Raw genomic sequence first — 25,636 nt, forward strand, 5'->3', positions numbered from 1 at the left:
GTTCCCGGAAATGCGCAACTGGTCCTACGGCTCGATTGCCTGCCAGGTGAGCCGGGCTATCAACGGCTAGATGCAAAACTTGCTTGTTGCGCCGGCGACTGTCGGCCTAGTCGCCCGCCCGACTCCCACGCCGCAGACTGCACCGACCTATAGCAACCCGGTGATTGACAGCGATTTTCCCGATCCCACGGTGATCCGAGCGGAGGACGGCTATTTCTATGTCTACGCGACGCAAGGTGGCGAGACGATGCGCAATATCCAGGCGGCACGGTCCACCGACCTGGTGAACTGGGAGCAATTGCCCGACGTGCTGCCGCAGAAACCGGTCTGGGCAAGCAAGACCCAGGACTTCTGGGCACCCGACATCAGATATTCCGGCGGGATTTATTATCTCTATTATTCGGCTAAGCCCGACACAGCCTTGTCCGACGACCAGCACGGCCTCTGCCTGGCGGTCGCGACCTCGCGCAAGCCGGAAGGTCCATTCGTCGACAGCGGACGACCGCTGCAATCCGGCGAAGGTTTCGTGAACATCGATCCTTTTGCCTTCGATGATCCGGCGACGGGCAAGAAGCTTCTGTATTGGGGCTCGGGGTTCGGCCCGATCAAGGTGCAGGAACTTGCCGACGACCGCATTTCCTTCAAGCCCGGCAGCGAGCCGGTCGACCTCATTCCCGTCATCGCGACCGAGGACACGGAAGAATATCAGCGGCTGGTCGAAGGCGTGTGGGTGATCCGGCGCAATGGCTATTATTATCTCTTCTATTCAGGCGACAACTGCTGCGGACCCCGCGCGCATTATGCGGTGATGGTGGCCCGTTCGAAGCGCGCGACTGGCCCGTTCGAGCTCAGGTCGCGGCCGCTATATCTGGTGGTGGAAAAGAACGATCGCTGGCTCGCGGTCGGCCACAATGCCATCGCGCAGGATGACGCGGGCGACGATTGGATCCTTTACCATGGGGTCGACCGCTTGCGCCCACGGGCGAAGGCGTCAGACGAGATCAATACTCGTCGCGTGCTGCTGATGGACAAGATCGTCTGGCGGGACGGGTGGCCGGAGGTCGAGGGAAAAGGGCCCTCGCGCGGTGATCGGCCCGCACCCATGATCCGCCCGGCGGTACCTCACGCCGACAATGACGACGGCGAAGACCGGCTTTCGCTGCGCGACTAGACCTGCACAGGCGCGACCGGTTCGCGCCGGCCGACCAGCATCGCATCTGCCACCAGCCGCAGGGGCGCGACGTCGACCAGGCTTTCTCGGCTGTCGATGAGGTCGGCGAACTTGCGGTAGAGCTCCGGGTATTCGCCGGGGCCTTTGGCATCTTCCTCATGACCGTCCACCAGCAGCCTGGACCCGCCATCGCGCAACTCTACCCGAAGGTTGTCAGAAGTGACGATCGCGATGGTCCACTCCTCGCCATCGGTCTTTCTCCAGTCGAGACTGCAGCGAAGCTCCCCATCGGCGGCTGGGCTTCCGAGGATCAGTTCGGCGGCGATCGGCGTCTGTGCGTTTTGCGGCACGCTTAGCAAGGCTTGCCGCACGAACAAGGCGCCGGGAAAGATGCGGGTGGCGATGGACAAGGCGTTGATACCGGGGTCGAATACGCCGAACCCGCCTGCTTCGAAGACCCACTGCTGACCGGGATGCCATTTGTGAACATATTCGTGCCAGATGATCTCCATCGATGCGATGCGCTTGCCCTCGAGCAGCGCCGCCGCCGCCTCGACAGCAGGGTTGGCCTGCGCATGCCAGCTGGTGAACAAGGTGGTCCCCTTGGCCTGGGCCAATTGCTGTAGTTCCTCGATTTCTCCCAAGGTGACGGTGGGGGGCTTTTCCAGCAACAGGTGAAGACCGGCGGCGATGCAGTCGCGGGCGATCTCGTAGCGAGGACCGGGCGGCGTGGTGATCGCCGCGCATTGGAGATCGAGCCCAGCCGCAAGCAGATCCTGGTGGCTTGTTAAGTTCGGCGAAGGTCCCTTGCCCTGTCGGCTGACGCTTGCCGCCAGTTCGAACCGCCGATTGGCTTCGATGGCCGGGACATGCTGATCGGAGGCGATCTTGCCGAAGCCGATGATCGCGGTGCGTAGAGGTTTCATCTGCCCAGCGCCTCGACATGGGCGCGCGCGCGGCGCTCGGTCTCCTCAGGCGATTGGCCCGGTCGATAGATGCCGCCGCCAAGGCCGAAGCCGTTTGCGCCGGCCTCAAGCCACGGTCGCATTCCCTCCGGCTGAATTCCCCCAACGGCGAGCACCGGCAGGTCCTTGGGCAAGACCGCCCGCTGTGCCTTCAACACTGCGGGTGTCGCACCTTCAGCAGGAAACAGCTTCAACACGTGGGCGCCGGCAGCAAGGGCGGCGAACGCCTCAGACGGCGTGAAATAGCCGGGGCTTGAGACCATGCCGGCCATGACCGTCCCATGGATCACCGCCACATTGGTATTAGGCGAAACCGCAAGCCGCCCGCCGGCTTCGGCGACTTCACCAACCTGGCGCTCGTCGAGCACGGTGCCGGCACCCACCAGCGCGCGTCCGTCGAGGGTGCGGGACAATCGCCGGATGCTATCAAGCGGGTCCGGGGAGTTCAGGGGAACCTCGATGATACGAATGCCGCCGGCAACCAGCGCTTCGCCGATCGCCTCGACCTCATCGGGGCGAACCCCGCGGATGATCGCGACCAACGGGCAGGCGGCGAACCGTCGTTCGAATTCGGCAAGGGCTGTCACGCTAGCTGCTCCACGATGGCGTTGATGCCGGCAAGAAAAGCCCGTTCGCCGTCCACCTCCCGCGCAGCAGCGCCGGCTTCCGCCACGGCGGCGGCGTAGAGACCGGTCAATTTTGGACGACCCATTACGACAACCTCGCGGTTTGCCGGACCATCGGCGAGCCCGGTCCGGACATCCGCCCCGATCAGCAAGCCGCTGGTGAACGCCGATGCTCCGGCCGGGTCGTGGCGGCCAAGCAAGATACCGGCGCGGACAGAAAACAGTTCGGCGGTGATGGCGCCGCCAGCGAGGCCGCGGTGCACCCCGGCGCGGAAGGCGTCGTCCGGCTTCACCTCCGCTTCTAGCCACTGGCTGAGAATACTGCTTTCGCGCAGCAGATTGAACATCTCACCCGTCATCACCGTGCGGAACCGCACGACCTTGCCGCCGCTGAGGTCGGCCCATTTATTATGTGTGCCCGGATGGCAGACGTCGCTGTCGGGCGGGATCAGACCAGCGGCGACAGCGCCGAACAGCTGTACCTCCTCGCCCCGCATGACATCGGCGCGGTGATCGTCGAGAAAGGAAAGACCGGGAACGATGGCAGCTCGTTCGCCCGGAACATGCAGCAGCTTGCCCGCAAGCGTATCTGCCCCGGCAGGGCAGGGGACATAGGGTGCTTCCATCCAGCCTCGGTTGGAGCCGATCATGCCCGCCATCAGCAGCGGGAAGTCGCCCAATCGCTGGCGGATCTCGGCGACGGCCGCGGGAAAGCCGCCCTCCGCAATTGCGGTAATGCCCTTGTCGTCCTCGAACTCGGCCGTGCACTTGCCCGTGGGGTCCAGCCGATAGGCGCGCCGGTTGGTCGTGCCCCAGTCAACCGCGATGATGCCGTTTGTCCACATGCCGCCGTCCATTGCACCAAAAGCGATGAGCCGCACGATGGCTCCGCTGTTTTTTGTCTGGCGGGGCCGCTATCCCAGCAGGCCATGACCGGTGATTCAGCTGCTATCCTCGTCGCCGACGTCCACGCAGTGCTGGGCGAGGGTCCGATCTGGTTGGCGGCGGAGCAGGCGCTCTACTGGGTCGATATCAAGGGACGGCTGATTTTCCGGCTGCGCGACGACGGAGCGGTGGACGCCTGGCCGACCCCGTTCAAGGTCGGATCGATCGCGCCTCGAAGCAGTGGAGGGTTCATCGCCGGCACGGAACACGGGATCGCCCATATCGACCCCGAAGCCAATCGCTTTGAATTGCTGTTCGACCCGGAGGAAGATCGTCCGACCAACCGCTTTAACGACGGGAAGGTCGATCGACGCGGCCGCTTCCACGCAGGCACGATGGATGATCTGGAAGCTGAAGCGTCCGGGGCATTCTACCGGATCGACAAGAACCTCACCTGCGCCCGCTTCGATGACGGTTTCCGGGTCACTAACGGTCCGGCATTCAGCCCGGACGGACGCTACCTTTACGCCAACGACAGCGCGCGGCAGTTGACGTACGCCTACACCGTGGGCCCTGACGGGATGCCGGGCGGCCGCCGCGAATTTGCCCGATGGGAGGAACGCGAAGGCTTCCCCGACGGATTGACCGTGGACGGTGAGGGTTGCCTGTGGATTGCCTTCTGGGATGGTTGGTGCGTCCGCCGGGTCTCCCCCGAAGGAGATCGGCTTGGCGAGTGGCAGATGCCCGTGTCTCGGCCCACGAGCTGCACCTTTGGGGGACCGGATCTTGACCGGCTGTATGTCACCTCGGCCAGCATCGGACTGGATCCGGAGCAACTTGCGAGGCAACCAAATGCCGGCGGACTGTTTATGCTCGATGTTGATGTGAACGGCATCGCCGATCAGCCGTTCGCCGGCTGACTTTACTGATCACCACGCGACCGACCGGAGGCCGTCATCGCTAATTTCATGTTCGCTACCGGGATCGAAAACAGCATCCCCACGATCCATAACGGCAAGACCCGCGTCGACCAGATGGAGGCAAGCGATCATTATCGCCGATGGCGCGAGGATTTCGACTGCGTTGAAGAGATCGGGATCGAGTATCTTCGTTTCGGGCCGCCGCTGCACAAGGCCTTCCTGGGGCCGGGCAAATACGACTGGGAGTTCGCGGACCTCACGCTGAACGATCTTCGGCGCCGCGAAATCACGCCGATCGTCGATCTTTGTCATTTCGGGGTGCCGGACTGGATTGGAAACTTCCAGAACCCCGATTTCCCCGCGCTCTTCGCCGCCTACGCGCACGCCTTTGCCGAGCGTTACCCATGGGTGCAGCTTTATACCCCAGTGAACGAGATGTTCATCTGCGCGGTCTTCTCCGCTCGCTACGGCTGGTGGAATGAGCAGCTGCGAACCGATCTGGGCTTCGTGACGGCACTGAAGCATATCGTGAAGGCTAACGTGCTAGCGATGATCGAGATTCTGAAGCTGCGGCCGGACGCGATCTTCATCCAGTCGGAGTCATCGGAATATTTCCATGCCGACTCACCAGCTGCGATCGGACCTGCCGAACTGCTCAACGCCCGCCGATTCCTCAGCCTGGACCTCAACTACGGCCGTCGGGTCGATAGCGAGATGTACGAGTATCTGATGGATAACGGCATGAGCCGGGAGGAGTATCACTTCTTCTTGCACAATCGACTGAAGCAGCACTGTATCCTTGGCAACGATTATTACCGAACGAACGAGCATCGCGTGCACGCCGACGGCCGTACCGAGGCGGCAGGCGAGGTGTTCGGCTATTCGGAGATTACCCGTCAGTACCACAACCGGTATCGACTGCCGATCATGCACACCGAGACCAACATGCGCGAGGGCCCGACCGGCCAGGAAGCGGTGCAGTGGTTATGGAAGGAATGGGCCAACGTCTTGCGTCTGCGCAACGTCGGCATCCCCACCGTGGGCTTCACCTGGTATTCGCTGACCGATCAGGTCGACTGGGACACGGCCCTGCGTGAGAAGAACGGCAACATCAATCCGCTCGGCCTGTTCGACCTGGATCGCAACATCCGCAACGTCGGCAAGGCCTACAAGCAGTTGATCAAGGACTGGCGGGACGTCTTGCCGGCCTCCTCCCTATGTCTCGCGGTGCCGGTCGTGCCGCCGGGCCAGCAATGCTGGCCGCCGCGGCCGACCGACGATGCGCAGAACAAGGGCCTGGCGCTGGAACCGCAGCAAGCTGCAAATCCGGAGGCCGCGTGATGGCCATGGCCGAACTGAAGATCGACCGGATCGAGACCTTTCTGGTCCTGCCGCGGTGGATGTTTGTCCGGGTCGAAACCACCGACGGCGCAGTGGGCTGGGGGGAAGCTAGCCTGGAAGGGCATGGCGAGGCTGTGCTGGGCGCCTTCGAGCCGCTCCGCGACCGCTTCATCGGGCACGATGCCCGGCGCATCGAGGACATCTGGCAAATCACCTATCGTGGCGGATTTTATCGCGGCGGACCGGTGCTGATGAGCGCGCTGGCCGGATTTGAGCAGGCGTTGTGGGACCTGAAGGGCAAGGCGCTCGGCGTACCTGCATGGGAGATGCTGGGCGGACGGGTCCGCGACCGGGTTCGCGCCTACGCGTGGATCGGTGGTGACCGTCCCGACGAGATCGAGAGCGCCGCTGCGTCGCGGAAGGGACAGGGCTTCACCGCGGTCAAGATGAACGCCACGGCCGAACTCGACTGGATCGGCACGCCACGCCTGTTCGACGAGGTTATCAAGCGGGTCGAGGCCGCGCAAAACCAGGGGATGGACGTCGGGCTCGATTTCCACGGCCGGGTGCACCGTCCGATGGCGAAGCAACTCGCCAAGGCTCTGGAGCCGCTCGGCCTGCTATTCATCGAGGAACCGCTGCTTAGCGAAAACCCGGAAGGGCTGGCACAAATCGCCGAGCTCGTTTCGACCCCGATTGCACTCGGGGAGAGGCTTTATTCACGCTGGGACTTCAAACCGTTTTTCGAACGTGGAGCGGTGGACATCATCCAGCCGGACCTGAGCCACGCCGGCGGGCTGTCCGAATGCCGCAGGATCGCGGCGATGGCGGAGGCTTACGACGTGGCGGTCGCGCCGCACTGTCCTCTCGGTCCGCTGGCGCTCGCGGCCTGCCTGCAGCTCGCCGCCTGCACACCCAACGTCGCGATCCAGGAAATGAGCCTGGGCATCCACTACAACGTCGGGCACGACCTTCTGAACTATGTCACGGACCCGGAAGTGCTGACACCGGACGACGGTCATCTGGCGATCCCGCAGAAGGCAGGACTAGGCGTTACCATCGACGAAGCGGCGGTGCGTGAGGTGGCGAAGGACGGGCATCGCTGGCGCAACCCGGTCTGGCGTCACTCGGACGGTACGTTCGCGGAATGGTGAGCGGTGTGCCCCGGTCTTAGCCGGCGCTGCCCGAAGGTTACGCCGCCTTACGCTTCCGTGTGCCCAGTTCGACGCCTTCCAGCTTCCGGGCGAGCGCGGCGATCTGCTCGCCGGCCGTCTTGCCGAGGCTGTACTTGGCGTCGAGCGCCATCTCTTCGGCAGTCAGCTCGCGGAAGTAGCTGATCGAGAAACGGCGCCCGAAGACGTCGTCACCGCGCATCTTCAACTCCGGCTCGGCGCCTTCGGGCAAGCTGTCCCGCAGCGCGGTCAGCGTCGTGATCAGCCGGTCGAGCGACGTCAGGTCGCCGATTTCGATGAAGTCTTTCACGCGCGTACGCATGGTCCTCTCCTCCCCAGTCCCCTCGAAGGACTAGTTGCGCCGTCAAGAATCTCGGCGCAACGAAGAATTGCGACTTATCCCCAACGCCGTTGCGTCCGGGTGAACGCGAATGAATGGAAGGGTTCAGTTCGGTGCCGATGGAACATCCGTTGCAGCTTCGCGCGGGGCAATTGGAGTTGGAGCTAAGCCCTTCTATCGGTGGAAGTATCCGCAATTTCACTTGGGTGAGCGACCAGCAGCGCCGACCCATATTGCGGGAAAGCCACACCGGCGCGGATAACGTTCTCGCCATGGCTAGCTTCCCGCTGGTGCCATTCGTCAATCGCATCCGGGATGGGCGCTTCGACTTTCGCGGCCGGGAAATCCGGCTGCAGCCAAACATGGCGGGCGACCCCAGCCCGCTGCATGGCCAAGGTTGGCTCGGGGAGTGGGTCGTGGAAGCGCAGGGCAACCAGGATGCAACATTGCGTTATGCCCATGAAGCGGGGGAGTGGCCCTGGACGTATGAAGCGCTGCAACAGTTCGCGCTTGATGAAGGTGGGCTGCTCGTCCGACTGATTTGTCGCAATGATTCCGACAATCCCATGCCCTGCGGCCTGGGGCAGCACCCCTATTTCCCTTGCTCGTCGGAGACGATCCTCGACACCCATGTCACCGATGTGTGGGAGATCAACGACATCGTGCTGCCGACCGTTAGACGCCCGGCGATCGACCGCTATGACCTTCGCGAAAGGCACGTGTGTGGCCAGGGTCTGGATCACGGCTTCGCAGGGTGGGGCGGACTTGCGACGATCCGCGATCCAGCCTGGCCGTTCAAAATCCGCCTGACTTCGCCGACCGCTGGCTTTTTCCAGCTTTATTCTCCGACCGACGGCGGCATCTTCGTCGCCGAGCCGGTTACCCATGCCAATGCCGCGTTGAATGAGCCGGAAGAGCGCTGGCATGATCTAGGTCTGCAAGTGCTGGAGCCGGGCGGCGAAATGAAGCTGGAAATGCGGATCGACATCCTTCCGGCCTGACGCGCTTGGCAGCGCCCGCATTGCCGCTATGAGCGAAGACGATGGATTGGGGGCTGATCGCGACGGGCGCACTGGCAAGCTTTCTTGCCGGGCAGGCCACGACGCTTGGCGCGCTCCCGGTCTTCTTTGTCCGGTCCATGTCCCAGAAAGTGCAGAACGCTTTCCTGGGGTTTGCCGCCGGGATCATGCTCGCGGCATCTTTTTTCTCATTGATCATCCCGGGCCTCGAAGCTGCAGGCGACCTGCATGGTGGCAGCAGGACTGTCGCCGCGTTCATCGTCTCCGGGGCGGTGCTGCTTGGGGCCGGGACCCTGCACCTCGTCAATCGGCTCGCCCCGCACGAGCATTTCATCTCCGGTCCGCAGTCGGGCGCCGAGCGCAGCAAGCTGGCGCGCATCTGGCTGTTCGTGATCGCCATCTCGCTGCACAATTTCCCCGAAGGGCTGGCCGTCGGGGTCAGCTTTGGCAGTCCGGACCAATCGGCCGGCTATGCCACTGCGCTTGGCATCGGCTTGCAGAACATGCCGGAGGGGCTGGCGGTAGCATTAAGTCTGGCGGCGGTTGGTTATAGCCGTTTGTTCGCGTTCTTCATCGCCCTGCTCACGGGACTGATCGAACCGGTCGGCGGCTTGCTTGGCATCTCCGCGATCAGCATCTCCTCCGAATTGCTGCCCTGGGGTCTCGGTTTCGCCGGCGGCGCAATGATTTGGGTTGTTTCCAGCGAAATTATTCCCGAAACCCACCGCGAGCATAACGAGGGCGTCGCCACCGCGGCATTGATGGCGGGATTGGCCACGATGATGAGCCTCGACTGGATCTTCGGCTAGAGGGAGCGGCAGCCGCGCAATTGCGTTGATGTCGGCAATGCAACGATCTGTCCTCACTTCCCGCGACCGGACTGGCGCCATCATCGCAGTTGCGCTGGTGCACGCCGGCATCGTGCTGGCGCTGCTTTATGCGGGGCAGGTGCGGGTCGCGGATCGCGAGACCGAGCCGCCGATCGACGCTTTCGACGTGATCGAGCCGGTTCCCCCGCGGCCGGAGGTCGAGCAAATTCCGGAAGAACGCCAGGAACGCGAGGAAGGGGAGGCAAGTCCCCCGAACATCGAAAGCCGCGCAACCCCCGTGGTCGTGCCGCCTCCGCGGGTCGAGCTTCCGAGACCGACCCCGGTAGTGGCAAGCGAAACTCCGGCTCAGGGAACCCAGCCGACCCAAGGCGCAGCGCCGGTTCCCGGTCCCGGAACCGGCGCCGGCGGAGTGGATACCGGCACGGGCAGCGGCGGCGCCGGGTCAGGCACTGGCGGCGGCGGCCGTGGCGGCGAGGGTACGCGACCGTCGGTGTTGCCCGAGACGACCCTGACCGGCCGCGACTATCCACGCGAGGTGCTACGCGCGTGGCCGCGGCGCGGGCGGATCTTCGTGGCGGTCCGCGTTCAGCTCGACGGACGCGCCACCGACTGCCGCGTGGATCGATCGAGCGGCAATCCGATTGTCGATCAATGGACCTGCCGCCTGGTCGAAGAGCGTTTGCGCTTTCGGCCCGCCACCGACGCGAGCGGCCGGCCGACCGTCAGCTGGTACGGCTATGTCCAGGCGCCGGTGAATTTCTAGTCGAGCTTGCGGATCGTCTCGGACAGCCGGGCGACCGGCACACCCCATTTTCTGACTTCGAGCCGGTTGAGCAGCGTGCGCTCATCGGCCTGCAGGGCAAGCTGCTGCCGCACGGTCATCCCGTTACGCATACGGTAACGGATGAAGGCCCTGGGCCCGCGAGCGCTGAGGATCACGGGCCCTTCTGCTTCGGTAAGCGTGCCGACATAGCGTCCTGGCGAGACGCGGCGCATCTGCCATTCCCGGGTCCGCGGTGGCTTGTCCCCTTCACGGATCGTCTGGCGCAAAAGCAAGCCATCAGGTTGGCCGAGACCTGCGCTTTCCACCCCGACTGGCACAGCAGGCGAAAACAAGACCTTCAGCGAGCCACTTCCGTGGCTCCGTCCCGCGAAAAAGGTCAGCGGATCGAATATTGCCTGCTCCGCCGCGGGGAGTTGCGCGCTGGCGCAACCGGTGAGAGGCAGGGTGAGAATGAGAACGGAGCGCATGAGAGGCGCCAACGCCTGGCCTAGCTGTTCCGGCCCGCGACCAGCGCGTCGACCACGCCGGGATCGGCCAAGGTCGAGGTGTCCCCCAAGGCGCCAAGATCGCCCTCCGCAATCTTGCGCAGGATCCGGCGCATGATCTTGCCGGAGCGGGTTTTGGGCAGGGCTGGCGTGAACTGGACGCGTTCGGGCACGGCAAGAGCGCCGATGTGCTTGCGAACCTCCGCGTTGATCTCGGTTCTGAGCGCGTCGGAGCCCTCACTGCGGGCGGTCAGCGTCACGAAGGCGTAGATCGCCTGACCCTTGATGTCGTGCGGGACCGCGACAACCGCCGCTTCGGCGGCGAGCGGGTGCGCGACGATCGCACTCTCCACTTCGGCGGTGCCGATGCGGTGACCGGAGACGTTGATCACGTCGTCCACCCGGCCGGTGATCCAATAATAGCCGTCCTCATCCCGGCGGCAGCCGTCCCCGGTGAAATAGAGACCGGGATAGGCGGTGAAATAGGTCTGGAAAAAGCGGTCGTGATCACCCCACAGGGTTCGCATCTGGCCCGGCCATGAAGACGCGAGACAAAGATTGCCGCTTGCCGGACCCTCCAGCACGCGGTGCTCCGCATCGACCAGCAATGGCTCAATGCCCGGAAGTGGGTGAGTGGCCGAACCGGGTTTGAGGTCAGTCGCGCCGGGGAACGGCGACATGAGGATTCCACCGGTCTCGGTCTGCCACCAGGTATCCACGATCGGCAGGCGCCCGTCGCCGACCACGCGATGATACCAGTTCCAGGCCTCCGGATTGATCGGCTCGCCGACCGTTCCGAGCAGGCGCAGCGACCTGCGGCTATGGCGCTTGACCGGCTCGTCGCCTTCGCGTTCCAGCGCTCGGATCGCGGTGGGGGCGGTGTAGAAGATGGTGACGCCCAGCCGATCGACCGTGTCCCACAAACGACCGAAATCGGGATAGTTGGGGACTCCGTCGAACATGACGCTGGTCGCGCCGTTCATCAGTGGACCGTAGACTACATAGCTATGCCCGGTGATCCAGCCGATGTCGGCGGTGCACCAGAAGATGTCGTCCTCGTTCGGGCCGAATATCCAGTCGAAGGTGGTTGCCGCCCAAACCGCATAGCCGCCGGTCGTATGGACCACGCCCTTCGGCTTTCCCGTCGATCCGCTAGTATAAAGGATGAACAGCGGGTCCTCGGCGTTCATCACCTCCGGTTCGCAAACGGTCGGCAGGCTGTCGCGCACGGCGGCATAGGAAACGTCGCGCCCGTCCGTCATTGCGACGTCCGCGCCGGTGCGGGTCACCACGATTACCGTCTCGATGCCTGGGCTTGCAGCGCACGCCGCATCGACATTGGCCTTGAGTGGGATCTTCTTCCCCCCACGAACGCCCTCATCCGCGGTGATGATCGCGCGGGCGCCGCAATCCTCGACGCGCCCGGCGAGGCTTTCGGGCGAAAAGCCGCCGAACACCACCGAATGGACCGCTCCGATCCGGGCGCAGGCAAGCATCGCCGCCGCCGCCTCCGGGATCATCGGCATGTAGATCATCACCCGGTCGCCGCGCCCGACTCCGCGCTGCTTCAGGAGATTGGCGAAGCGGCAGGTTTCTTCGTGCAGCTCGCGATACGTGACGGCGCGGCCGGTGCCGGGCTCATCCGGCTCGAAGATCAGGGCCCTGCGGTCACCACGCTCGACGAGGTGACGGTCGAGGCAGTTCACCGAAAGGTTGAGCTGCCCGTCCTCATACCACCGGATGTGGAAATCACCGGCATCGAACGACCAGTCGCCCGCCGTGTGCGGGAACCGCGCCCAATCCAGCCGCCGTGCCTGCTCCAGCCAGAATGCGTCAGGGTCGCGAGCATGCGCCTCGTGCAAGGCAGCGAGTTCCGCCCGCCCGATCCGGGCCTGAAAGTCAGCCGGAACCGGGAAGACGGAATGGTCGCTCATGCGGGAAGGGCCTCCAATGTGCTCATGTCGATTACGAAGCGATAGCGGACATCGTTCTTCAGCAGCCGCTCATAGGCCTCGTTGACCTCGTCCATGCGGATGGTCTCGATCTCCGGATAGATGTCCTTGGCCGCGCAGAAATCGAGCATCTCCTGCGTTTCTGGAATGCCGCCGATCGCCGAACCACCGACCGCGCGGTTCCACCAGACGAGCTTGCCGCCGGTGAATCCCGGCATCTCGTTCAAAGCGCCGACGATCACCATTCGGCCGGAGCGCCCGAGCAGTTCGAGATACTGGTCAATCTCGTGGCTGACCGGAATGGTATTGAGAATGAAATCGAAGCGGGTCGCCGCAGCTTTCATCTGCTCCTTGTCGGTCGAGATGATGACGTCGTGGGCGCCGAGTTCGCGGGCGTCTTCGCCCTTGGAGGGGGTGGTGGTGATCATGGTGACGTGGGCCCCCATCGCCGCGGCGAGCTTCACGCCCATGTGGCCGAGCCCGCCAAGGCCCACCACCGCGACCTTGTCGCCGGCGCCGACTTCATATTGGCGGAGCGGCGAATAGGTGGTGATCCCTGCGCACAGCAACGGCGCGACCCGGCTGACATCCATCCCCTCGGGCACCTTGAGCACGAAGTGATCGCGAACGACAATGTGGTCGGTGTAGCCGCCCTTGGTGACCGTTCCGTCGTGATAGTCCTTGCTGTTATAGGTCTGGACGCAGCCCTTGCGGCAGAAGACTTCCCAGCCTTCCAGGCACTGGTCGCATTCCATGCAGCTGTCGACCATGCAGCCGACCGCGACGATGTCGCCCACTCGGTGGCGGGTCACCTCGTCACCGATGGCGGTAACTTCGCCCACGATTTCATGACCCGGAATCACCGGATAGCGGCTGCCGCGCCAGTCGTTGCGGCAGGTATGAAGGTCGCTGTGGCAGATCCCGGCATGGGTAATGCGAATGGCAACGTCGTCCGGCCGCAGGTCGCGGCGCTCGAAGTGCATGGGGCGGAGCGGCTGATCGGGCGCGTCGGTGCCCCAACCGGTGGCTGGTGTCGGCAAGTCTTAATCTCCTGATTGCGTGCGGGAGATAACGCGCCGCGCCTGCATCAGATGCGGACGATCCACCATTTTGCTGTTCACGCTGAGCACTCCGGCAGTCGGATCGGCAGCGAAGGCGTCGATAATGGCCTGAGCGTGGGCGACTTCGTCCGGCGAAGGCGTGAAAGCTGCGTTAATCGGGGCAACTTGCGCCGGATGGATGGCAAGCTTGCCGGTAAAGCCTTCGCCGGCCGCGGCGCGCGCCTCGGCGGTGAGGCCGACCTCGTCCCGGAAGTCAGCGAACACGCCGTCGATCGGCTGCACCCCGGCGGCGACCGCTCCTGCCAGGCAAAGCGAGCGGGCCATCCGATAAGTGAAACTGAGGCCTCCATCGCCGTCATATTTGGAGGCGGCGCCAAGGGCGGCGGAGAGGTCTTCGGCGCCCCAGCTCATGGCGGCGAGCGAGGGCGCACCCCGGTAGGACAACAGGCCGAACAGGCTGGCCGCGGTCTCCGTGACGATGGCGTGGATCGGCAGGTTGCCGGTCCGATGGGCCAACTCGGCGACGTCCGCTCCGCTTTCCGCCTTGGGCAGGACGACGCCGGCGAAAGCGGGCGAAGCGAAGACGCTGATGTCGTCCTTGATGTGGTCGGACCCCAACGGATTGATCCGAACCCAGCGCGCTGGACCGTTGGCGCTCTTGTCGAGGCCCTTGAGAATCTCGCGGGCGCGCGCCTTTTCTGACGTTGCAACGCTGTCTTCGAGGTCGAAGATAACCGCGTCGGCTTCGCTTTCGAGTGCTTTGATGATCTTCTTTTCGCTGTCCGCAGGGACGAACAGCCAGCTCCGCGGCTCCCTCATGTCGGCTGGCCCTGCAGAAGAGCGGAGCGTTTCATGGTGCAGACCGCGTCGCCGCGCTGATTGATGGCCCGGTGTTCCCACGTAACGATGCCCGCGCCCGGTCGCGATTTGCTGGCGCGGGTGTCAACCACCTCGCTTTCGATCCGCAGCGTGTCGCCGATGAAGACGGGCTTGGGAAAGCGTACCTCGTCGAAGCCAAGGTTGGCGATCAGTGTGCCAAGCGTGGTCTCTCCGACCGATACGCCAACTACCAGGCTGAACGTAAAGCAGCTGTTGACGAGAATCCGGCCAAACTCGGTCTGGCCGGCGACCTCCGCGTCGAGGTGCAGCGGTTGAGGATTGTGGGTGAGAGTGGACAGCAGGAGATTGTCCGTTTCCGTCACCGTTCGAGTGATCGGGTGAGCGACGGTATCGCCGACCTGCCATTCGTTGAAGAAGCGTCCGGGCATACCCCGTCCTAAGCGGGCAGGAGTAGCTCGGCAACGGCTTCGGTGATCGCATCTCCATCCAGCCGGTAGGCGGCGTAGAGGTCGGGCAGGCTGCCGGTCTGGCCGAACCGTTCGATCCCGAGCGGCGCGACGCGCTGGCCCAGCACGCCGCCCAGCCATGACAGGGACGCGGGTGCTGCGTCACACAAGGTGACGAGCCCGGCTTTAGGGGCCAGGCGGGAAAGCAACCGTTCGGCATGGCTCGGCACGCGCTGTCCGCTCCACCGTTTCGCCTGCGCGTCGGTCCAGCCGCGATGAAGCAGGTCGGGTGAGGTCACGCTCAGTAGCCCAATGCCCGGCAGGTCGGCGCTAAGCTCCTCCCATGCGGACAGAGCTTCCGGCATGACCGCACCCATGGCGACAATCGCGGCCTCCGAACCTGGGCCGGGCTCACGCAGCCAATAGCCACCGGCCAGCGCATCCGCCTTCCAACTTTCATCCGCGCGCTCAACCTGGCGAAGGTTGCGGGTGGACAGCCGTAGGTAGGTGCTTTCACCGGCCGGATCATCAATCAGCCGGAAGGCTTCTTCCATCATGGCGGCCAGTTCGTCCGCGAAGGCCGGTTCGTAGTGTCGCAGTCCCGGCTGGCCCAAAGCAATGAGCGGCGGGTTGATCGACTGGTGTGCGCCGCCCTCCGGCCCCAGCGTGATGCCGCTGGGAGTGGCCACCAGCAGGAAGCGCGCGTCTTGGTAACAGGCATAATTCAGCGCATCGAGGCCGCGGGCGATGAACGGATCATAAAGGGTGCCGATCGGCACCAGCCGCTCGCCCCAGAGATCGCCGGCGAGACCCGCGGCAGCGAGCATCAGGAATAGATTGTTCTCCGCAATGCCCAGCTCAATGTGCTGGCCGGTCGCGGACATGCCCCATTTTTGCGCCGACGGTATCCTCGCCTTGGCGAACACGTCGGCCACGTCCTGTCGCCGGAACAGCCCGCGCTGATTCACGAAGGCGCCGAGGTTGGTCGACACGGTTACGTCGGGCGAGGTCGTGAGAATGCGATCCGCCAGCGGATGACCCGACTTGGCAAGGTCGAGAAGGATGCGCCCGAAGGCCGCCTGAGTGCTCTGCTCCTCGCCGGAGGGGGCGGGGAGGGACGGGACGGCAACCTGCCCGAAACTGCGCGGCTTCTTTTCGCGCGCGATCCGAGCCGATTCGATCAACGCCTGCACTCCGGCCCGGGCGTTGTCGCCGATACCGGCCAGCGGCTCCCACTCGGCCCCTTCCGCGATGCCCATCTGATCGCGCAGGGCGGCCATCTGGGTCGGATTCATCAACCCGGCGTGATTGTCCTTGTGCCCGGCAAACGGCAGTCCGCAGCCCTTCACCGTCCAGGCGATGAACAGCGTCGGCACGTCATCGGCGGCGCATTCGTCAAAGGCTTCGACCAGCGTCTCCATGCAATGGCCGCCAAGGTCGGTCATCAATCTGGCCAGGGCCGCGTCGTCGTGGGCGTTCAGGAAGTTGTCGGCCGATTTGCCAAGATCGCCGGCGATCCGGGTGCGCCACGCAGCCCCACCCTGATACAGCAGCGCGCTATGATCGGCGTTCGGCAGACGCTCCAGCCAAGCCCGAACGGGCGCCCCGTCGTGATGGGTCAACGCCGCATCCAGGGCCTTGCCGTACCGCAGATCCACGACGCGCCAGCCGCACGCCCGGAAAATCTCGTCGAACCGCTGGAACATCCTGTCGGAGCTGGTCGCGTCCAGGCTTTGGCGATTATAGTCGAGTACCCACCACAGGTTGCGGACGTCGTGCTTGGCGCCTTCGATCAGCGCCTCGTAGATATTCCCCTCGTCGAGCTCCGCATCCCCGACCAGCGCCACGAACCGCCCGCGATCCTTCTCGGGCAGCCAGCCCTTGGCGGTAAGATAGTCCTGGATCAGCGAGGCGAAGCTGGTGATCGCCACACCAAGGCCGACTGAGCCGGTGGAGAAGTCGACCGGAATTCGGTCCTTGGTCCGGCTCGGGTAGCTCTGCATTCCGCCAAAGCCGCGGAAGTTCTCCAGCTGCTCGCGCGATTGAGTACCGAGCAGGTAGTGGATGGCGTGCAGCACCGGCCCGGCGTGCGGCTTCACCGCCACCTTATCGTTGGGGCCGAGTGTGTGAAAATAAAGTGCGGCCATGATCGCCGTCATGGACGCGCAGCTGGCCTGATGGCCGCCGACCTTCAGCCCGTCCGCGCTCTCCCGGACGTGGTTGGCGTGATGTATGGTCCATGACGACAGCCAGCGCAGCCGCTCGTCGAGCAGCTTCAGGGCTTCGATATCGGGGGCGGCAGCGGGCTTCAGCATGGCATCGCCCTAGCCGTTGAAGGCGCGCTCGGGAACTAGGTCGCAGCGTCGATGCGCTGATCGAACCGGTCCTGCGCCGCTCGGATATAGTTGATATGCGCGATTGCCCTGTCTCCGAGCGCTTTCACCGGCTCACGCAATGAGCTGCCGAGTTCGGTTCGGTCAGCGCATAGGTCATCTTGCGTGGCATCACGCCCGGGTTCGTCGCGGGCGATGGCATTGCAGTCGGACCCGAGGTGCGGGAGAAGGCCGTCGCGAACGCGCTGGGCGAAATGGAAATGCTCGCGGCCTGATGGGCACGTTCGCGGTGGCGAAGCTCTTACCAGGGGAAATCGATGACCAATCGTTTGACGGAAATGACGCCGCTGATGCTGGGTGTGCTCAGGATTATGAGCGGGCTTTTGTTCCTGGCCCACGGCACCCAGAAGTTCCTGTCCTTTCCGGCTGGCGAGCGGGCCGGCAGCGGTTTGGCGCTGGATGGACCCGGCGCCATCGCGGGCCTGATCGAGCTGGTCACCGGTGCGTTGATCGCGCTCGGCCTGTTCACCCGGCCGGCAGCTTTCCTTGCGTCCGGAACGATGGCCGCCGCCTATTTCATCGCTCACGCGCCGCAGAACTTCTGGCCAGTCAACAACATGGGTGACGCAGCAATCCTCTACTGCTTCGTCTTCCTGTTCTTCTTCTTCTCAGGTCCCGGCCGGCTCAGCGTGGACGGCTCTCTTGAACGCGACCGTCGGCCCGCGGTCTAGGCCAACAGGCGCAGCGGGTTTTCGATCAGGGGTTTCAACGCCTGAAGGAAGCTCGCTGCGTCCCAACCGTCGACGACGCGGTGGTCGCAGCTCAATGACAAGTTCATCCGCTTGCGGACCTCGATCTCGCCGTTCAGCGGGACGAGCTTTTCCTCGACCTTGTTGACCGCAATGGTCGCGACCTGAGGCGGACTGATCACCGGGGTCGAGGTAATGCCGCCCATCGGCCCGAGCGAGGAGATGGTGAAGGTCGGGTTCGACAGTTCTTCCCGGGTCGCCTTGCCGGTCTTGGCGGCATCCGACAGGCGGGCAATCTCGGACGCGAGATCCCACACGGAAAGTCGCTCCGCATTGCGGATGACCGGCACCATCAGGCCCGAAGGCGTCTGCGCTGCCATGCCCATGTGGACCGCGCCATGGCGGGTGATGACGTTCGCCTCATCATCGTAGGTCGCGTTGATCATTGGCCAATCGCCCAGCGCACGAGTGAGCGCCGTGATCAGAAACGGAAGCAGGGTCAGCTTCGGATTGGAGCCGCGGTCGCGGTTCATCATCGCGCGGGCGTCCTCCAGCGCAGTGACGTCGAATTCCTCGACCAACGCGAAGTGCGGGATGCGGCGCTTCGCCTCCTGCATATTCTCCGCGATCTTGCGCCGAAGGCCGACAACCTTGATCTGCTCGTCGGAGCGCGGTGCAGAACCGCGGCTTGAGACCTGACCGCCGTTGTAGAGAAGATAGGCGTCGAGATCTGAGTGGCGGATGCGATCCGATGCGGTCTTCACTTGAGCAAGGTCAATGCCGAGGTCGCGGGCACGCTGCCGCACGGCAGGCGAGGCAAGGACTTGGTGCTCTTCGCTCGAGGTTCGCGGCGGCTCGGACGGCTGCGGCTCTAGCTTCGCAGCTTCGGGTTGGACCTCAGGCTTCGCGGAAGTGGTTTCTTCCGTCACATCCAAGGTCGGATTGGCTTCTTCCTGCGCGTGCGTCGGGACCGCAGCCCCATCGGCCAGCGGCACTTTCTCTGCTTCGGCCGGAGCACTTTCGGTGCCCTCGGTTTCGATCTCGACCAGGACGGATCCAATCGCCACCTGATCACCGACCTCGCCGGCCAGCGCCTTGATCGTGCCGGCAACCGGGGATTCCATCTCCACCGTCGCCTTGTCCGTCATCATGTCAGCAAGCTGCTGGTCTTCCTCCACCCGGTCGCCGACACTGACGTGCCAGGCGACGATCTCGGCCTCGGCAATGCCTTCGCCGATGTCGGGGAGCTTGAACTGGTAAGTAGCCATCAGTCAGCCATGACCTTTTCTAGGGCAGTCTTCATCCGGATCGGGCCGGGGAAGTAGATCCATTCGTAGGCGTGGGGGTAGGGGGTGTCCCAGCCAGTGACCCGTCCCACCGGCGCTTCGAGGTGATAGAAGCACCGTTCCTGCACCAGGGTCGCAAGTTCGGAAGCAAAGCCGGACGTGCGCGTCGCCTCCTGCACGACAAGGCAGCGGCCGGTCTTCTTCACCGATTGCTCGATCGTGTCCATGTCGAGCGGAAGCAGGGTGCGAAGGTCGATCACTTCCGCATCGATGCCGTTTTCTTCGACTGCCGCCAGCGCGACATGCACCATCGTGCCGTAAGCGAGCACGGTAAGGTCGCCTCCTGGGCGGACGACGGCAGCCTTGCCGAGCGGCACTGTATAGTGACCGTCCGGCACTTCGCTCGCCGGATGCTTCGCCCAAGGCTTCACCGGGCGATCGTGGTGGCCATCGAATGGACCGTTGTAGATCCGCTTCGGCTCCATGAAGAGAACGGGATCCGGATCCTCGATCGCCGCGATCAGCAATCCCTTGGCATCGTATGGCGTCGAGGGGATCACCACCTTCATGCCGGCGATGTGCGTGAAAAGGGCTTCGGGCGATTGCGAGTGGGTTTGCCCGCCGAAGATGCCCCCGCCGTAGGGCGTGCGGATGACCATCGGCATGGTCCACTCGCCCGCCGTGCGGTAGCGCATGCGCGCGACCTCGGAGACGATCTGGTCGTAGCCGGGGTAGATATAATCGGCGAACTGAATCTCGATCACGGGTTTCAGGCCATAGGCCGCCATCCCGACCGCGGCGCCGACGATCCCGCCTTCGCTGATCGGCGCATCAAAGCAGCGGGTCTTGCCGAATTCCTGCTGCAGCCCGGCGGTGGCGCGAAAGACGCCGCCGAAATAGCCGACATCTTCGCCAAAGACGACGATGTCGGGGTCGGCCGCCATTGCGACGCGGTGGGCGTCATTGATTGCCTCGATCATGTTGCGCGTAGTCATCGGACGTCGCGTCCCAGATAGGTGCGGGCTTCGGCCAGCGCGGCCTCGCGCTGCTCGCGCAGATGCCAGGGAACGTCGGCATAGACGTCCTCGAATACTGACCCGATGTCTTCGAATCCCTGTTGCGACAGGATGCCGAGCTTTTCGGCTTCCTTCTGGGCGGCGCGCACCTCGGCGTCAGCCTGCTTCTGAAGCTCCGCCTGACGCTCTTCGTCCCACTCGCCAATAAGGATGAGGTGCTGCTTCAACCGTTCGATCGGGTCACCGAGCGGCCAGGCCTGGGCCTCGCCTGCGGGGCGGTAGCCGGTCGGATCGTCCGACGTTGAGTGGCCCTCGGCGCGGTAGGTGAAGAATTCGATCAAGGTTGGCCCATTGTTCGAACGGGCCCGCTCGCTTGCCCACTGGACGGCGGCATAGACGGCCAGCGCGTCGTTACCGTCGACCCGCAGCCCGGCCATTCCATAGCCGATCGCCCGATTGGCGAAGGTAGCACGCTCCGCGCCCGCGATGCCGCTGAAGCTGCTGATCGCCCACTGGTTGTTGACTACGGCCAGGACGACCGGCGCATTGTAGACCGTGGCAAAGGTCATCGCCGAGTGGAAGTCGCCCTCCGCGGTAGCTCCGTCGCCGATCCAGCCCATCGCGATCCGGCTGTCGCCCTTGATCGCACTCGCCATCGCCCAGCCGACCGCCTGGGGATATTGAGTGCCCAGGTTGCCGGAGATCGAGAAAAAGCCATGCGCCTTGTCCGAATACATGATGGGTAACTGCCGCCCCTTCATGTGATCGCCGGAGTTGGAGTAGATCTGGCACATCATCTTCACTAGCGGGTAGCCGCGCGATACCAACAGACCCTGCTGGCGATAGGTCGGGAAGTGCATATCGTCGCGATCCATCGCGGCAGCGGTGGCGACCGCGATCGCCTCTTCCCCGGTGCACTTCATGTAAAAGCTGGTCTTGCCCTGCCGCTGGGCGCGGTACATGCGATCGTCGAACACCCGAACGGTGACCATGTCGCGCAGCATCTTCCGCAGTGTGTCAGGATCGAGCTTCGGGTCCCAGGCGCCAACCGCACGACCGGTTTCGTCCAGCACCCGGACGATATGATTGGTGAGGGCAAAGGTTTCGCGGGCCTCGACGCCCGTATCGGGCCGCGGCGCGGCGCCGGCGGGCGGCACCTCGATCGAGGAGAAATCGGGCGTGTCGCCGGGCCGGAAGGGCGGCTCGGGCACGTGCAGGGCCAGCGCCGGTGCGTTGCGGCGGGCCTGAGGGTCAGCTTCGCTCATGTCGGCAAGCCGCTTAGTCCAAGGGGGCAGGGGCGGCAACGGTTGACCGTCGCTTGGGCCGGGCGCTAGGGCGCAGTCCCATGTCCGACACTCCTCCCGATCGCCTTTCACTCGACCCGCGCAGCCCGCATTTTAATGCCGACCTGCTGCAGCGAGGGGTCGGCATCCGCTTCAACGGAACCGAGAAGACCAACGTCGAGGAATATTCGGTGTCCGAGGGTTGGATAAAGGTCGCCGCCGGCCGCAGCCGGGATCGGTTCGGCAACCCGATGACGGTCAAGCTCAAGGGAATCGTCGAACCCTATTACGAAAACCCGCCAGCGGACGAAGCGGGCGATGGCGAGGCCGAAAAGGCCTGAGCGAAGCGCCGCTTCCCGGTGGAAGCGGCGCTGCTCAATCCATTACACCCCTTGCGTGCGATTCCCGCGGCTCCCCGGGGTCGCGCTTGACGGATAGCGCGGCGCCTTGCGCGAGCGATTCCAGTCGTAAAGCTTCTTTGCGCCGTAACCGAGCGCCAGGACGGTGCCGAACCGGCCCAGTCCGCGGCTTGCGACGCGAGCGCCCGCCGCCCCGAGGATAGCGCCTTTGAGGCCGTCGTTGCGGCCAGCCAATTTGCTGCCGACGAATGCACCGGCGATCTTGCCGAACATGACCTTGTCTCCTGCTTACTTGATGGTTCGTTGCCGGCACAGCGCCGGAACTGCAACGAAGTTCCCCGCACACCGATTGGTGGGAATTCCCAACTGTGGTTGGTGCGAAGTCCCAAACCGCCATCCATGAATACGGGTTCATTCATGAAAACGACAGAAATCCGGATTTGGCACGCCCCTTGAATAGAAGGGGCATGGCCTCGCCGCTGATTGGCTGGGCCGACAGGGAGTAAAAGAAATGAACGTCAAGTCCGCATTCCTTGCCGCCATTGCCGCCATTCTGGTGAGCACCATTACCGTCGGTTCGGCCGTCGCTCCGGCACAGGCCGTCAATCTTCCGGTCCGGATCGCCGCCAATGCTTGACGCGACCAACGGCCCGGTAGTCCGCCGCGGACGACTGGAGCAGATCGGGCGGATCGAGGCGCAAACTGCCGTCCTCGCGCCTGCTGCTCCAGTTGCCCAGTTGCTGGACACACTCGATATCATTCTCGCCACTTCGCTCGGCGCGCTGTTTTCCGCCGTGCGGCGCTAAGGAACCTGTACCCATGAACCGCAAGCTGCCCCCCTTCATGCTCGACACTCGCGAAAAGAAGCTGCTGGGAGTGTGCGCCGGCATCGGCCGCGCGGTGAACATCGACCCGACCTTCGTCCGGATCGCCTTCGTCGCAGTGCCCGTCCTGACCTTTGTGTCCTTCTGGCAGGCGGTCGTGGCGTACATCATCCTGGGGGTGATCGGCGCCGCCGCCCGCAACAGGGCGCTGGGCCGCCGCGAACGATCCGACTTCGACCGCATGGAAGACTCGGCTCGCGACCGTCACTCGATCCGCGATCTGCGCGAAAAGCTGGACCCGACCGATCGCCGGATGATGGCCATCGACCATCACCTCAACAGCCAAAATCACGAACTCGCGCGCGAGATCGAAGCGCTGCGCAAGGAGGAGAAGAAAAATGATGCCGCTTGAAAGCATCCTCGCGATCGGCGCCCTCGGGCTGACGGCGCTGGTGATCGCCGCAGCGGTTGCGCTCAAAGGCTGGCAAGCGTGGCTGGAAGTCCGCAAGATGGAGCTGGCCAGCCCTGCCCTGGAGCATGATCAGCTTTCCCGGATGACGGGCGGTCGGATAGAGATCGCCGACCTGAAGGAACGCGTCCGCAAGCTGGAGCAGATCGCCAGCGGAATCGACTATTGACTTGAACCAGACCACCCACCGGCAAAAGGGGCGGATGCAGTCCGTCCCTTTTTTCATGTTCGTTCGTCGCGCACAGCCTACGGCTCGGTTGTGATGTAACAACGTATCCGATAGGGGCGCGCTGCAGCTTTCTGGAGGCTATAAGTGCGACTTCCCTTTCTTTTTCTCGCTTCGACCGGTTTCGCCATGTCCGCTCCTGTCCTCGCCCAGCAGTCGTCGCCGGCGGACGAGGTTCCGCACACTGCTGCCGGTCATGAGCATAATACCCATGAGGAGGACGACATCGTTGTCACGGCCCCTTATGTCGGGCTGGACCTGCTTGCTGGCAAATCCGTGTTGCAGGGTGAGGAATTGCAGCGCGACGTGCGCGCGCAGATTGGCGATACGCTGACCCGCCTTCCGGGGGTTTCCGCGACCAGCTTCACGCCGGGAGCGTCCCGCCCGGTGCTGCGCGGGTTCCAGGGTGAGCGCATCCGCGTCCTGACTGATGGAATCGGTTCGATCGATGTCTCCAACACATCGGCCGATCACGCGGTGACGATCGATCCGCTGACCGCCGAGCGCGTGGAAGTGCTGCGTGGTCCGGCCGTGCTGCTGTTCGGCAGTCAGGCGATCGGCGGTGCGGTCAACGTGATCGACCGCCGCATTCCGCGGGCCGCACCCGAAGGCGGTTATCACGTCGACGTGACCGGCGGCCTCGCATCCGCGGCGAATGAGCGCTCGATCGGCGCGGCGGCGGACGTGGCGTTTGGCGGGACCGGCCTGGTGCTAAATGTCCATGGCAGCTTCATCAAAACGGATGACCTGAGGGCAGGCGGCTATGTGCTCAGCCCGCGGCTGCGCGCCGAACAGCGCGAAATCGCCGAGGAGGAGTTGGCGGAGGAGCATGCCGAGGAGGCCGTCGAGGCACTGGAACTCGCTGACCGGAGGGGCGAGATCCCGAATTCCGCGACCGAGCAGAAGAGCTATGGCGCAGGCCTGGCTTACATCCGCGGTCCTTTGAACATCGGCGTCGCCTACACCCGCTTTGAGAGCGACTATGGCGTGCCGACTCGTCCGGGTGCCGAGCATGCCCATGAAGAGGAAGAAGGGGTCGAGCTGCTCGCCGAGGAGGAGCATGGCGAGGAATTCGTCACGATCGGCCTGAAGCAGAACCGGTGGGATCTGCGCGGCGAGTATGAGCTTGGCGGAGCATTCATCGACAGCATTCGCCTTCGCGCGGGCCTGTCCGACTACAAGCACACCGAGTTCGAGGGCGATGAGGTCGGCACGGTCTTCAAGTCCAAGGGCGTCGAGGGCCGGCTGGAACTGGCCCAGGCCGAGCGCAACGGATGGCGCGGAGCATCAGGCGTGCAATTTTTTCACCGGAACTTCGATGCCATCGGTGCCGAGGCCTTCGTACCGCCCAACAAGACGGACCAGCTCGGCCTCTTCACCTTGCAGGAGCTCTCGCTGGGCAAGGTCGGCCTTGAAGCCGGCGCCCGGTTCGAGCGAACCGACGTGCGTTCGCGTGATCTGGATATCGAACGGAAGTTCAACGCCTTCTCGCTTGCCGCCGGTGCAAGCTACTCGGTCGCACCGCAGACGAAAATTGGCCTGAACCTCTCGCGCACGACCCGCGCGCCTTCCGCGGAGGAATTGTTCTCCAATGGGCCACACATCGCGACTCAGGCGTTCGAAATCGGCGACCCGAACCTGAAGAACGAGAAGAGCCTCGGCGCCGAGCTCTACTTCCGCCACGACCGGCCGGGGTACAGCTTCAACGTGACCGGATTCATCAACCGTTTTGACGACTTCATCTACGAAACGGCGACCGGCGAGGAAGAGGATGAGCTGCCGGTATTCCGCTATTTCCAGCGCGACGCGACCTACAAGGGCATCGAAGTCGAGGCGTCGGCTCGCCTGTTCGAGACGGGCGGTGTCAGCTTCGTCGCCGACGGCGTGGTCGATTATGTGCGTGCCACCATCAAGGGCGAGGGCCCGGTGCCGCGTATCCCGCCGCTCAGGGTGCTTGGAGGTCTCGAGGCGCAGAGCGGTAACTTCGACTTGCGCGGCGAGGTCGAATGGGTCGCCGATCAGGATAGAGTCGCGGACTTCGAGACCACGACCGACGGTCACACGCTGGTGAATGCCTCCTTGGCCTGGCACCCGTGGGGCAAGCGGAACGAGACGACCGTGGTGTTGAGCGCCAACAACATCTTCGACGTCGACGCGCGGCGACATGCCAGCTTCACCAAGGACTTCGTACCGTTGGCGGGCCGCGATATCCGGTTGTCGGCACGCTTCAGCTTCTGACGTCAGTCGCCTAGGG

General features: G+C 64.1%; 28 protein-coding genes. 14 read left to right on the top strand and 14 right to left on the bottom strand.

Annotated elements, in window-relative coordinates; translation table 11 throughout:
* Nucleotides 1-70 precede the first annotated feature (70 nt).
* The gene (locus AC4GYS_RS06170; protein ID WP_491108212.1) at nucleotides 71-1,171 is read left to right on the top strand and encodes a family 43 glycosylhydrolase; all 1,101 of its coding nucleotides are present in this window, start codon (nucleotides 71-73) and stop codon (nucleotides 1,169-1,171) included.
* Here AC4GYS_RS06170 and AC4GYS_RS06175 read toward each other — a convergent pair.
* Genes AC4GYS_RS06175 through AC4GYS_RS06185 form a run of 3 tightly spaced genes read right to left on the bottom strand, consistent with a single transcriptional unit; the run spans nucleotide 1,168 to nucleotide 3,643 of the window.
* On the bottom strand, nucleotides 1,168-2,097 hold the full coding sequence (locus AC4GYS_RS06175; RefSeq protein WP_491108213.1) for a Gfo/Idh/MocA family protein: 930 nt from the start codon (nucleotides 2,095-2,097) through the stop codon (nucleotides 1,168-1,170). The two genes, AC4GYS_RS06170 and AC4GYS_RS06175, sit on opposite strands and share 4 nt — an antisense overlap.
* The gene (locus AC4GYS_RS06180) at nucleotides 2,094-2,723 is read right to left on the bottom strand and encodes a 2-dehydro-3-deoxy-6-phosphogalactonate aldolase (RefSeq protein ID WP_491108214.1); all 630 of its coding nucleotides are present in this window, start codon (nucleotides 2,721-2,723) and stop codon (nucleotides 2,094-2,096) included. Before AC4GYS_RS06180 ends, AC4GYS_RS06175 begins: the two co-directional genes overlap by 4 nt.
* Entirely contained in the window at nucleotides 2,720-3,643 is a 924-nt protein-coding gene (locus AC4GYS_RS06185) for a 2-dehydro-3-deoxygalactonokinase (RefSeq protein WP_491108215.1), read from the bottom strand. Before AC4GYS_RS06185 ends, AC4GYS_RS06180 begins: the two co-directional genes overlap by 4 nt.
* 48 nt (nucleotides 3,644-3,691) lie before the next feature.
* On the opposite strand from AC4GYS_RS06185, the gene AC4GYS_RS06190 reads away from it, so the two are divergent.
* The 3 genes from AC4GYS_RS06190 to dgoD are packed head-to-tail and all read left to right on the top strand — an operon-like array spanning nucleotide 3,692 to nucleotide 7,062.
* Nucleotides 3,692-4,567: an SMP-30/gluconolactonase/LRE family protein gene (locus AC4GYS_RS06190; RefSeq protein ID WP_491108216.1), complete on the top strand. Its 876-nt coding sequence runs from the start codon at nucleotides 3,692-3,694 to the stop codon at nucleotides 4,565-4,567.
* Between the two features lie 48 nt (nucleotides 4,568-4,615).
* Nucleotides 4,616-5,908: a family 1 glycosylhydrolase gene (locus AC4GYS_RS06195; RefSeq protein ID WP_491108217.1), complete on the top strand. Its 1,293-nt coding sequence runs from the start codon at nucleotides 4,616-4,618 to the stop codon at nucleotides 5,906-5,908.
* Nucleotides 5,908-7,062, top strand: a complete 1,155-nt coding sequence (gene dgoD / locus AC4GYS_RS06200) for a galactonate dehydratase (RefSeq protein WP_491108218.1) — start codon at nucleotides 5,908-5,910, stop codon at nucleotides 7,060-7,062. The genes AC4GYS_RS06195 and dgoD overlap by 1 nt, the downstream gene beginning before the upstream one ends.
* A 37-nt stretch (nucleotides 7,063-7,099) precedes the next feature.
* On the opposite strand, the gene AC4GYS_RS06205 is transcribed toward dgoD, so the two are convergent.
* Entirely contained in the window at nucleotides 7,100-7,402 is a 303-nt protein-coding gene (locus AC4GYS_RS06205) for a hypothetical protein (protein WP_491108219.1), read from the bottom strand.
* 113 nt (nucleotides 7,403-7,515) lie between these two features.
* Between AC4GYS_RS06205 and AC4GYS_RS06210 the strand changes: the two genes are divergently transcribed.
* Genes AC4GYS_RS06210 through AC4GYS_RS06220 form a run of 3 tightly spaced genes read left to right on the top strand, consistent with a single transcriptional unit; the run spans nucleotide 7,516 to nucleotide 10,032 of the window.
* Nucleotides 7,516-8,421, top strand: coding sequence for an aldose 1-epimerase (locus AC4GYS_RS06210; protein ID WP_491108220.1), 906 nt, complete (start codon nucleotides 7,516-7,518; stop codon nucleotides 8,419-8,421).
* 41 nt (nucleotides 8,422-8,462) lie between these two features.
* On the top strand, nucleotides 8,463-9,248 hold the full coding sequence (locus AC4GYS_RS06215) for a ZIP family metal transporter (protein WP_491108221.1): 786 nt from the start codon (nucleotides 8,463-8,465) through the stop codon (nucleotides 9,246-9,248).
* A gap of 37 nt (nucleotides 9,249-9,285) precedes the next feature.
* Nucleotides 9,286-10,032: a TonB family protein gene (locus AC4GYS_RS06220; protein WP_491108222.1), complete on the top strand. Its 747-nt coding sequence runs from the start codon at nucleotides 9,286-9,288 to the stop codon at nucleotides 10,030-10,032.
* Here the strand turns inward: AC4GYS_RS06220 and AC4GYS_RS06225 are convergent.
* From AC4GYS_RS06225 to AC4GYS_RS06250, 6 genes are read right to left on the bottom strand one after another with little or no spacing between them, the layout of a single operon-like run.
* Nucleotides 10,029-10,520, bottom strand: coding sequence for a DUF3833 family protein (locus AC4GYS_RS06225; RefSeq protein ID WP_491108223.1), 492 nt, complete (start codon nucleotides 10,518-10,520; stop codon nucleotides 10,029-10,031). The two genes, AC4GYS_RS06220 and AC4GYS_RS06225, sit on opposite strands and share 4 nt — an antisense overlap.
* Nucleotides 10,521-10,540: 20 nt before the next feature.
* On the bottom strand, nucleotides 10,541-12,472 hold the full coding sequence (gene acs / locus AC4GYS_RS06230; protein ID WP_491108224.1) for an acetate--CoA ligase: 1,932 nt from the start codon (nucleotides 12,470-12,472) through the stop codon (nucleotides 10,541-10,543).
* Nucleotides 12,469-13,530, bottom strand: a complete 1,062-nt coding sequence (locus AC4GYS_RS06235) for an NAD(P)-dependent alcohol dehydrogenase (RefSeq protein WP_491108225.1) — start codon at nucleotides 13,528-13,530, stop codon at nucleotides 12,469-12,471. Before AC4GYS_RS06235 ends, acs begins: the two co-directional genes overlap by 4 nt.
* Nucleotides 13,531-13,533: 3 nt before the next feature.
* Nucleotides 13,534-14,370 (bottom strand): HpcH/HpaI aldolase/citrate lyase family protein, encoded by an 837-nt coding sequence (locus tag AC4GYS_RS06240; RefSeq protein ID WP_491108226.1) that lies wholly within the window; start codon nucleotides 14,368-14,370, stop codon nucleotides 13,534-13,536.
* Nucleotides 14,367-14,819 (bottom strand): MaoC family dehydratase, encoded by a 453-nt coding sequence (locus tag AC4GYS_RS06245; RefSeq protein WP_491108227.1) that lies wholly within the window; start codon nucleotides 14,817-14,819, stop codon nucleotides 14,367-14,369. Before AC4GYS_RS06245 ends, AC4GYS_RS06240 begins: the two co-directional genes overlap by 4 nt.
* 8 nt (nucleotides 14,820-14,827) lie before the next feature.
* Nucleotides 14,828-17,152, bottom strand: a complete 2,325-nt coding sequence (locus AC4GYS_RS06250; protein ID WP_491108228.1) for a thiamine pyrophosphate-binding protein — start codon at nucleotides 17,150-17,152, stop codon at nucleotides 14,828-14,830.
* 335 nt (nucleotides 17,153-17,487) lie between these two features.
* Between AC4GYS_RS06250 and AC4GYS_RS06255 the strand changes: the two genes are divergently transcribed.
* On the top strand, nucleotides 17,488-17,901 hold the full coding sequence (locus AC4GYS_RS06255) for a DoxX family protein (protein ID WP_491108229.1): 414 nt from the start codon (nucleotides 17,488-17,490) through the stop codon (nucleotides 17,899-17,901).
* Here AC4GYS_RS06255 and AC4GYS_RS06260 read toward each other — a convergent pair.
* From AC4GYS_RS06260 to AC4GYS_RS06270, 3 genes are read right to left on the bottom strand one after another with little or no spacing between them, the layout of a single operon-like run.
* Nucleotides 17,898-19,187, bottom strand: coding sequence for a dihydrolipoamide acetyltransferase family protein (locus AC4GYS_RS06260; protein ID WP_491108230.1), 1,290 nt, complete (start codon nucleotides 19,185-19,187; stop codon nucleotides 17,898-17,900). The genes AC4GYS_RS06255 and AC4GYS_RS06260 overlap by 4 nt on opposite strands.
* The gene (locus tag AC4GYS_RS06265) at nucleotides 19,187-20,200 is read right to left on the bottom strand and encodes an alpha-ketoacid dehydrogenase subunit beta (RefSeq protein WP_491108231.1); all 1,014 of its coding nucleotides are present in this window, start codon (nucleotides 20,198-20,200) and stop codon (nucleotides 19,187-19,189) included. Before AC4GYS_RS06265 ends, AC4GYS_RS06260 begins: the two co-directional genes overlap by 1 nt.
* The gene (locus tag AC4GYS_RS06270) at nucleotides 20,197-21,486 is read right to left on the bottom strand and encodes a 3-methyl-2-oxobutanoate dehydrogenase (2-methylpropanoyl-transferring) subunit alpha (RefSeq protein ID WP_491108232.1); all 1,290 of its coding nucleotides are present in this window, start codon (nucleotides 21,484-21,486) and stop codon (nucleotides 20,197-20,199) included. Before AC4GYS_RS06270 ends, AC4GYS_RS06265 begins: the two co-directional genes overlap by 4 nt.
* A gap of 80 nt (nucleotides 21,487-21,566) precedes the next feature.
* Between AC4GYS_RS06270 and AC4GYS_RS06275 the strand changes: the two genes are divergently transcribed.
* Complete coding sequence (locus AC4GYS_RS06275) at nucleotides 21,567-21,845, top strand: DUF3297 family protein (RefSeq protein WP_491108233.1); 279 nt, start codon at nucleotides 21,567-21,569, stop codon at nucleotides 21,843-21,845.
* 42 nt (nucleotides 21,846-21,887) lie between these two features.
* Here the strand turns inward: AC4GYS_RS06275 and AC4GYS_RS06280 are convergent, their stop codons facing one another.
* Entirely contained in the window at nucleotides 21,888-22,136 is a 249-nt protein-coding gene (locus AC4GYS_RS06280) for a hypothetical protein (RefSeq protein ID WP_491108234.1), read from the bottom strand.
* A 238-nt stretch (nucleotides 22,137-22,374) separates the two neighbouring features.
* On the opposite strand from AC4GYS_RS06280, the gene AC4GYS_RS06285 reads away from it, so the two are divergent.
* The 5 genes from AC4GYS_RS06285 (at nucleotide 22,375) to AC4GYS_RS06305 (ending at nucleotide 25,620) form a co-directional block, all read left to right on the top strand.
* Complete coding sequence (locus tag AC4GYS_RS06285) at nucleotides 22,375-22,500, top strand: hypothetical protein (RefSeq protein ID WP_491108235.1); 126 nt, start codon at nucleotides 22,375-22,377, stop codon at nucleotides 22,498-22,500.
* Complete coding sequence (locus tag AC4GYS_RS06290; protein WP_491108236.1) at nucleotides 22,493-22,669, top strand: hypothetical protein; 177 nt, start codon at nucleotides 22,493-22,495, stop codon at nucleotides 22,667-22,669. Before AC4GYS_RS06285 ends, AC4GYS_RS06290 begins: the two co-directional genes overlap by 8 nt.
* Before the next feature lie 13 nt (nucleotides 22,670-22,682).
* Nucleotides 22,683-23,099: a PspC domain-containing protein gene (locus AC4GYS_RS06295; RefSeq protein ID WP_491108237.1), complete on the top strand. Its 417-nt coding sequence runs from the start codon at nucleotides 22,683-22,685 to the stop codon at nucleotides 23,097-23,099.
* Entirely contained in the window at nucleotides 23,086-23,325 is a 240-nt protein-coding gene (locus AC4GYS_RS06300; protein WP_491108238.1) for a hypothetical protein, read from the top strand. The genes AC4GYS_RS06295 and AC4GYS_RS06300 overlap by 14 nt, the downstream gene beginning before the upstream one ends.
* A gap of 186 nt (nucleotides 23,326-23,511) precedes the next feature.
* The gene (locus AC4GYS_RS06305; RefSeq protein ID WP_491108239.1) at nucleotides 23,512-25,620 is read left to right on the top strand and encodes a TonB-dependent receptor; all 2,109 of its coding nucleotides are present in this window, start codon (nucleotides 23,512-23,514) and stop codon (nucleotides 25,618-25,620) included.
* Nucleotides 25,621-25,636 lie beyond the last annotated feature (16 nt).

Source organism: Sphingomonas sp. SP1 (genome assembly GCF_058313395.1).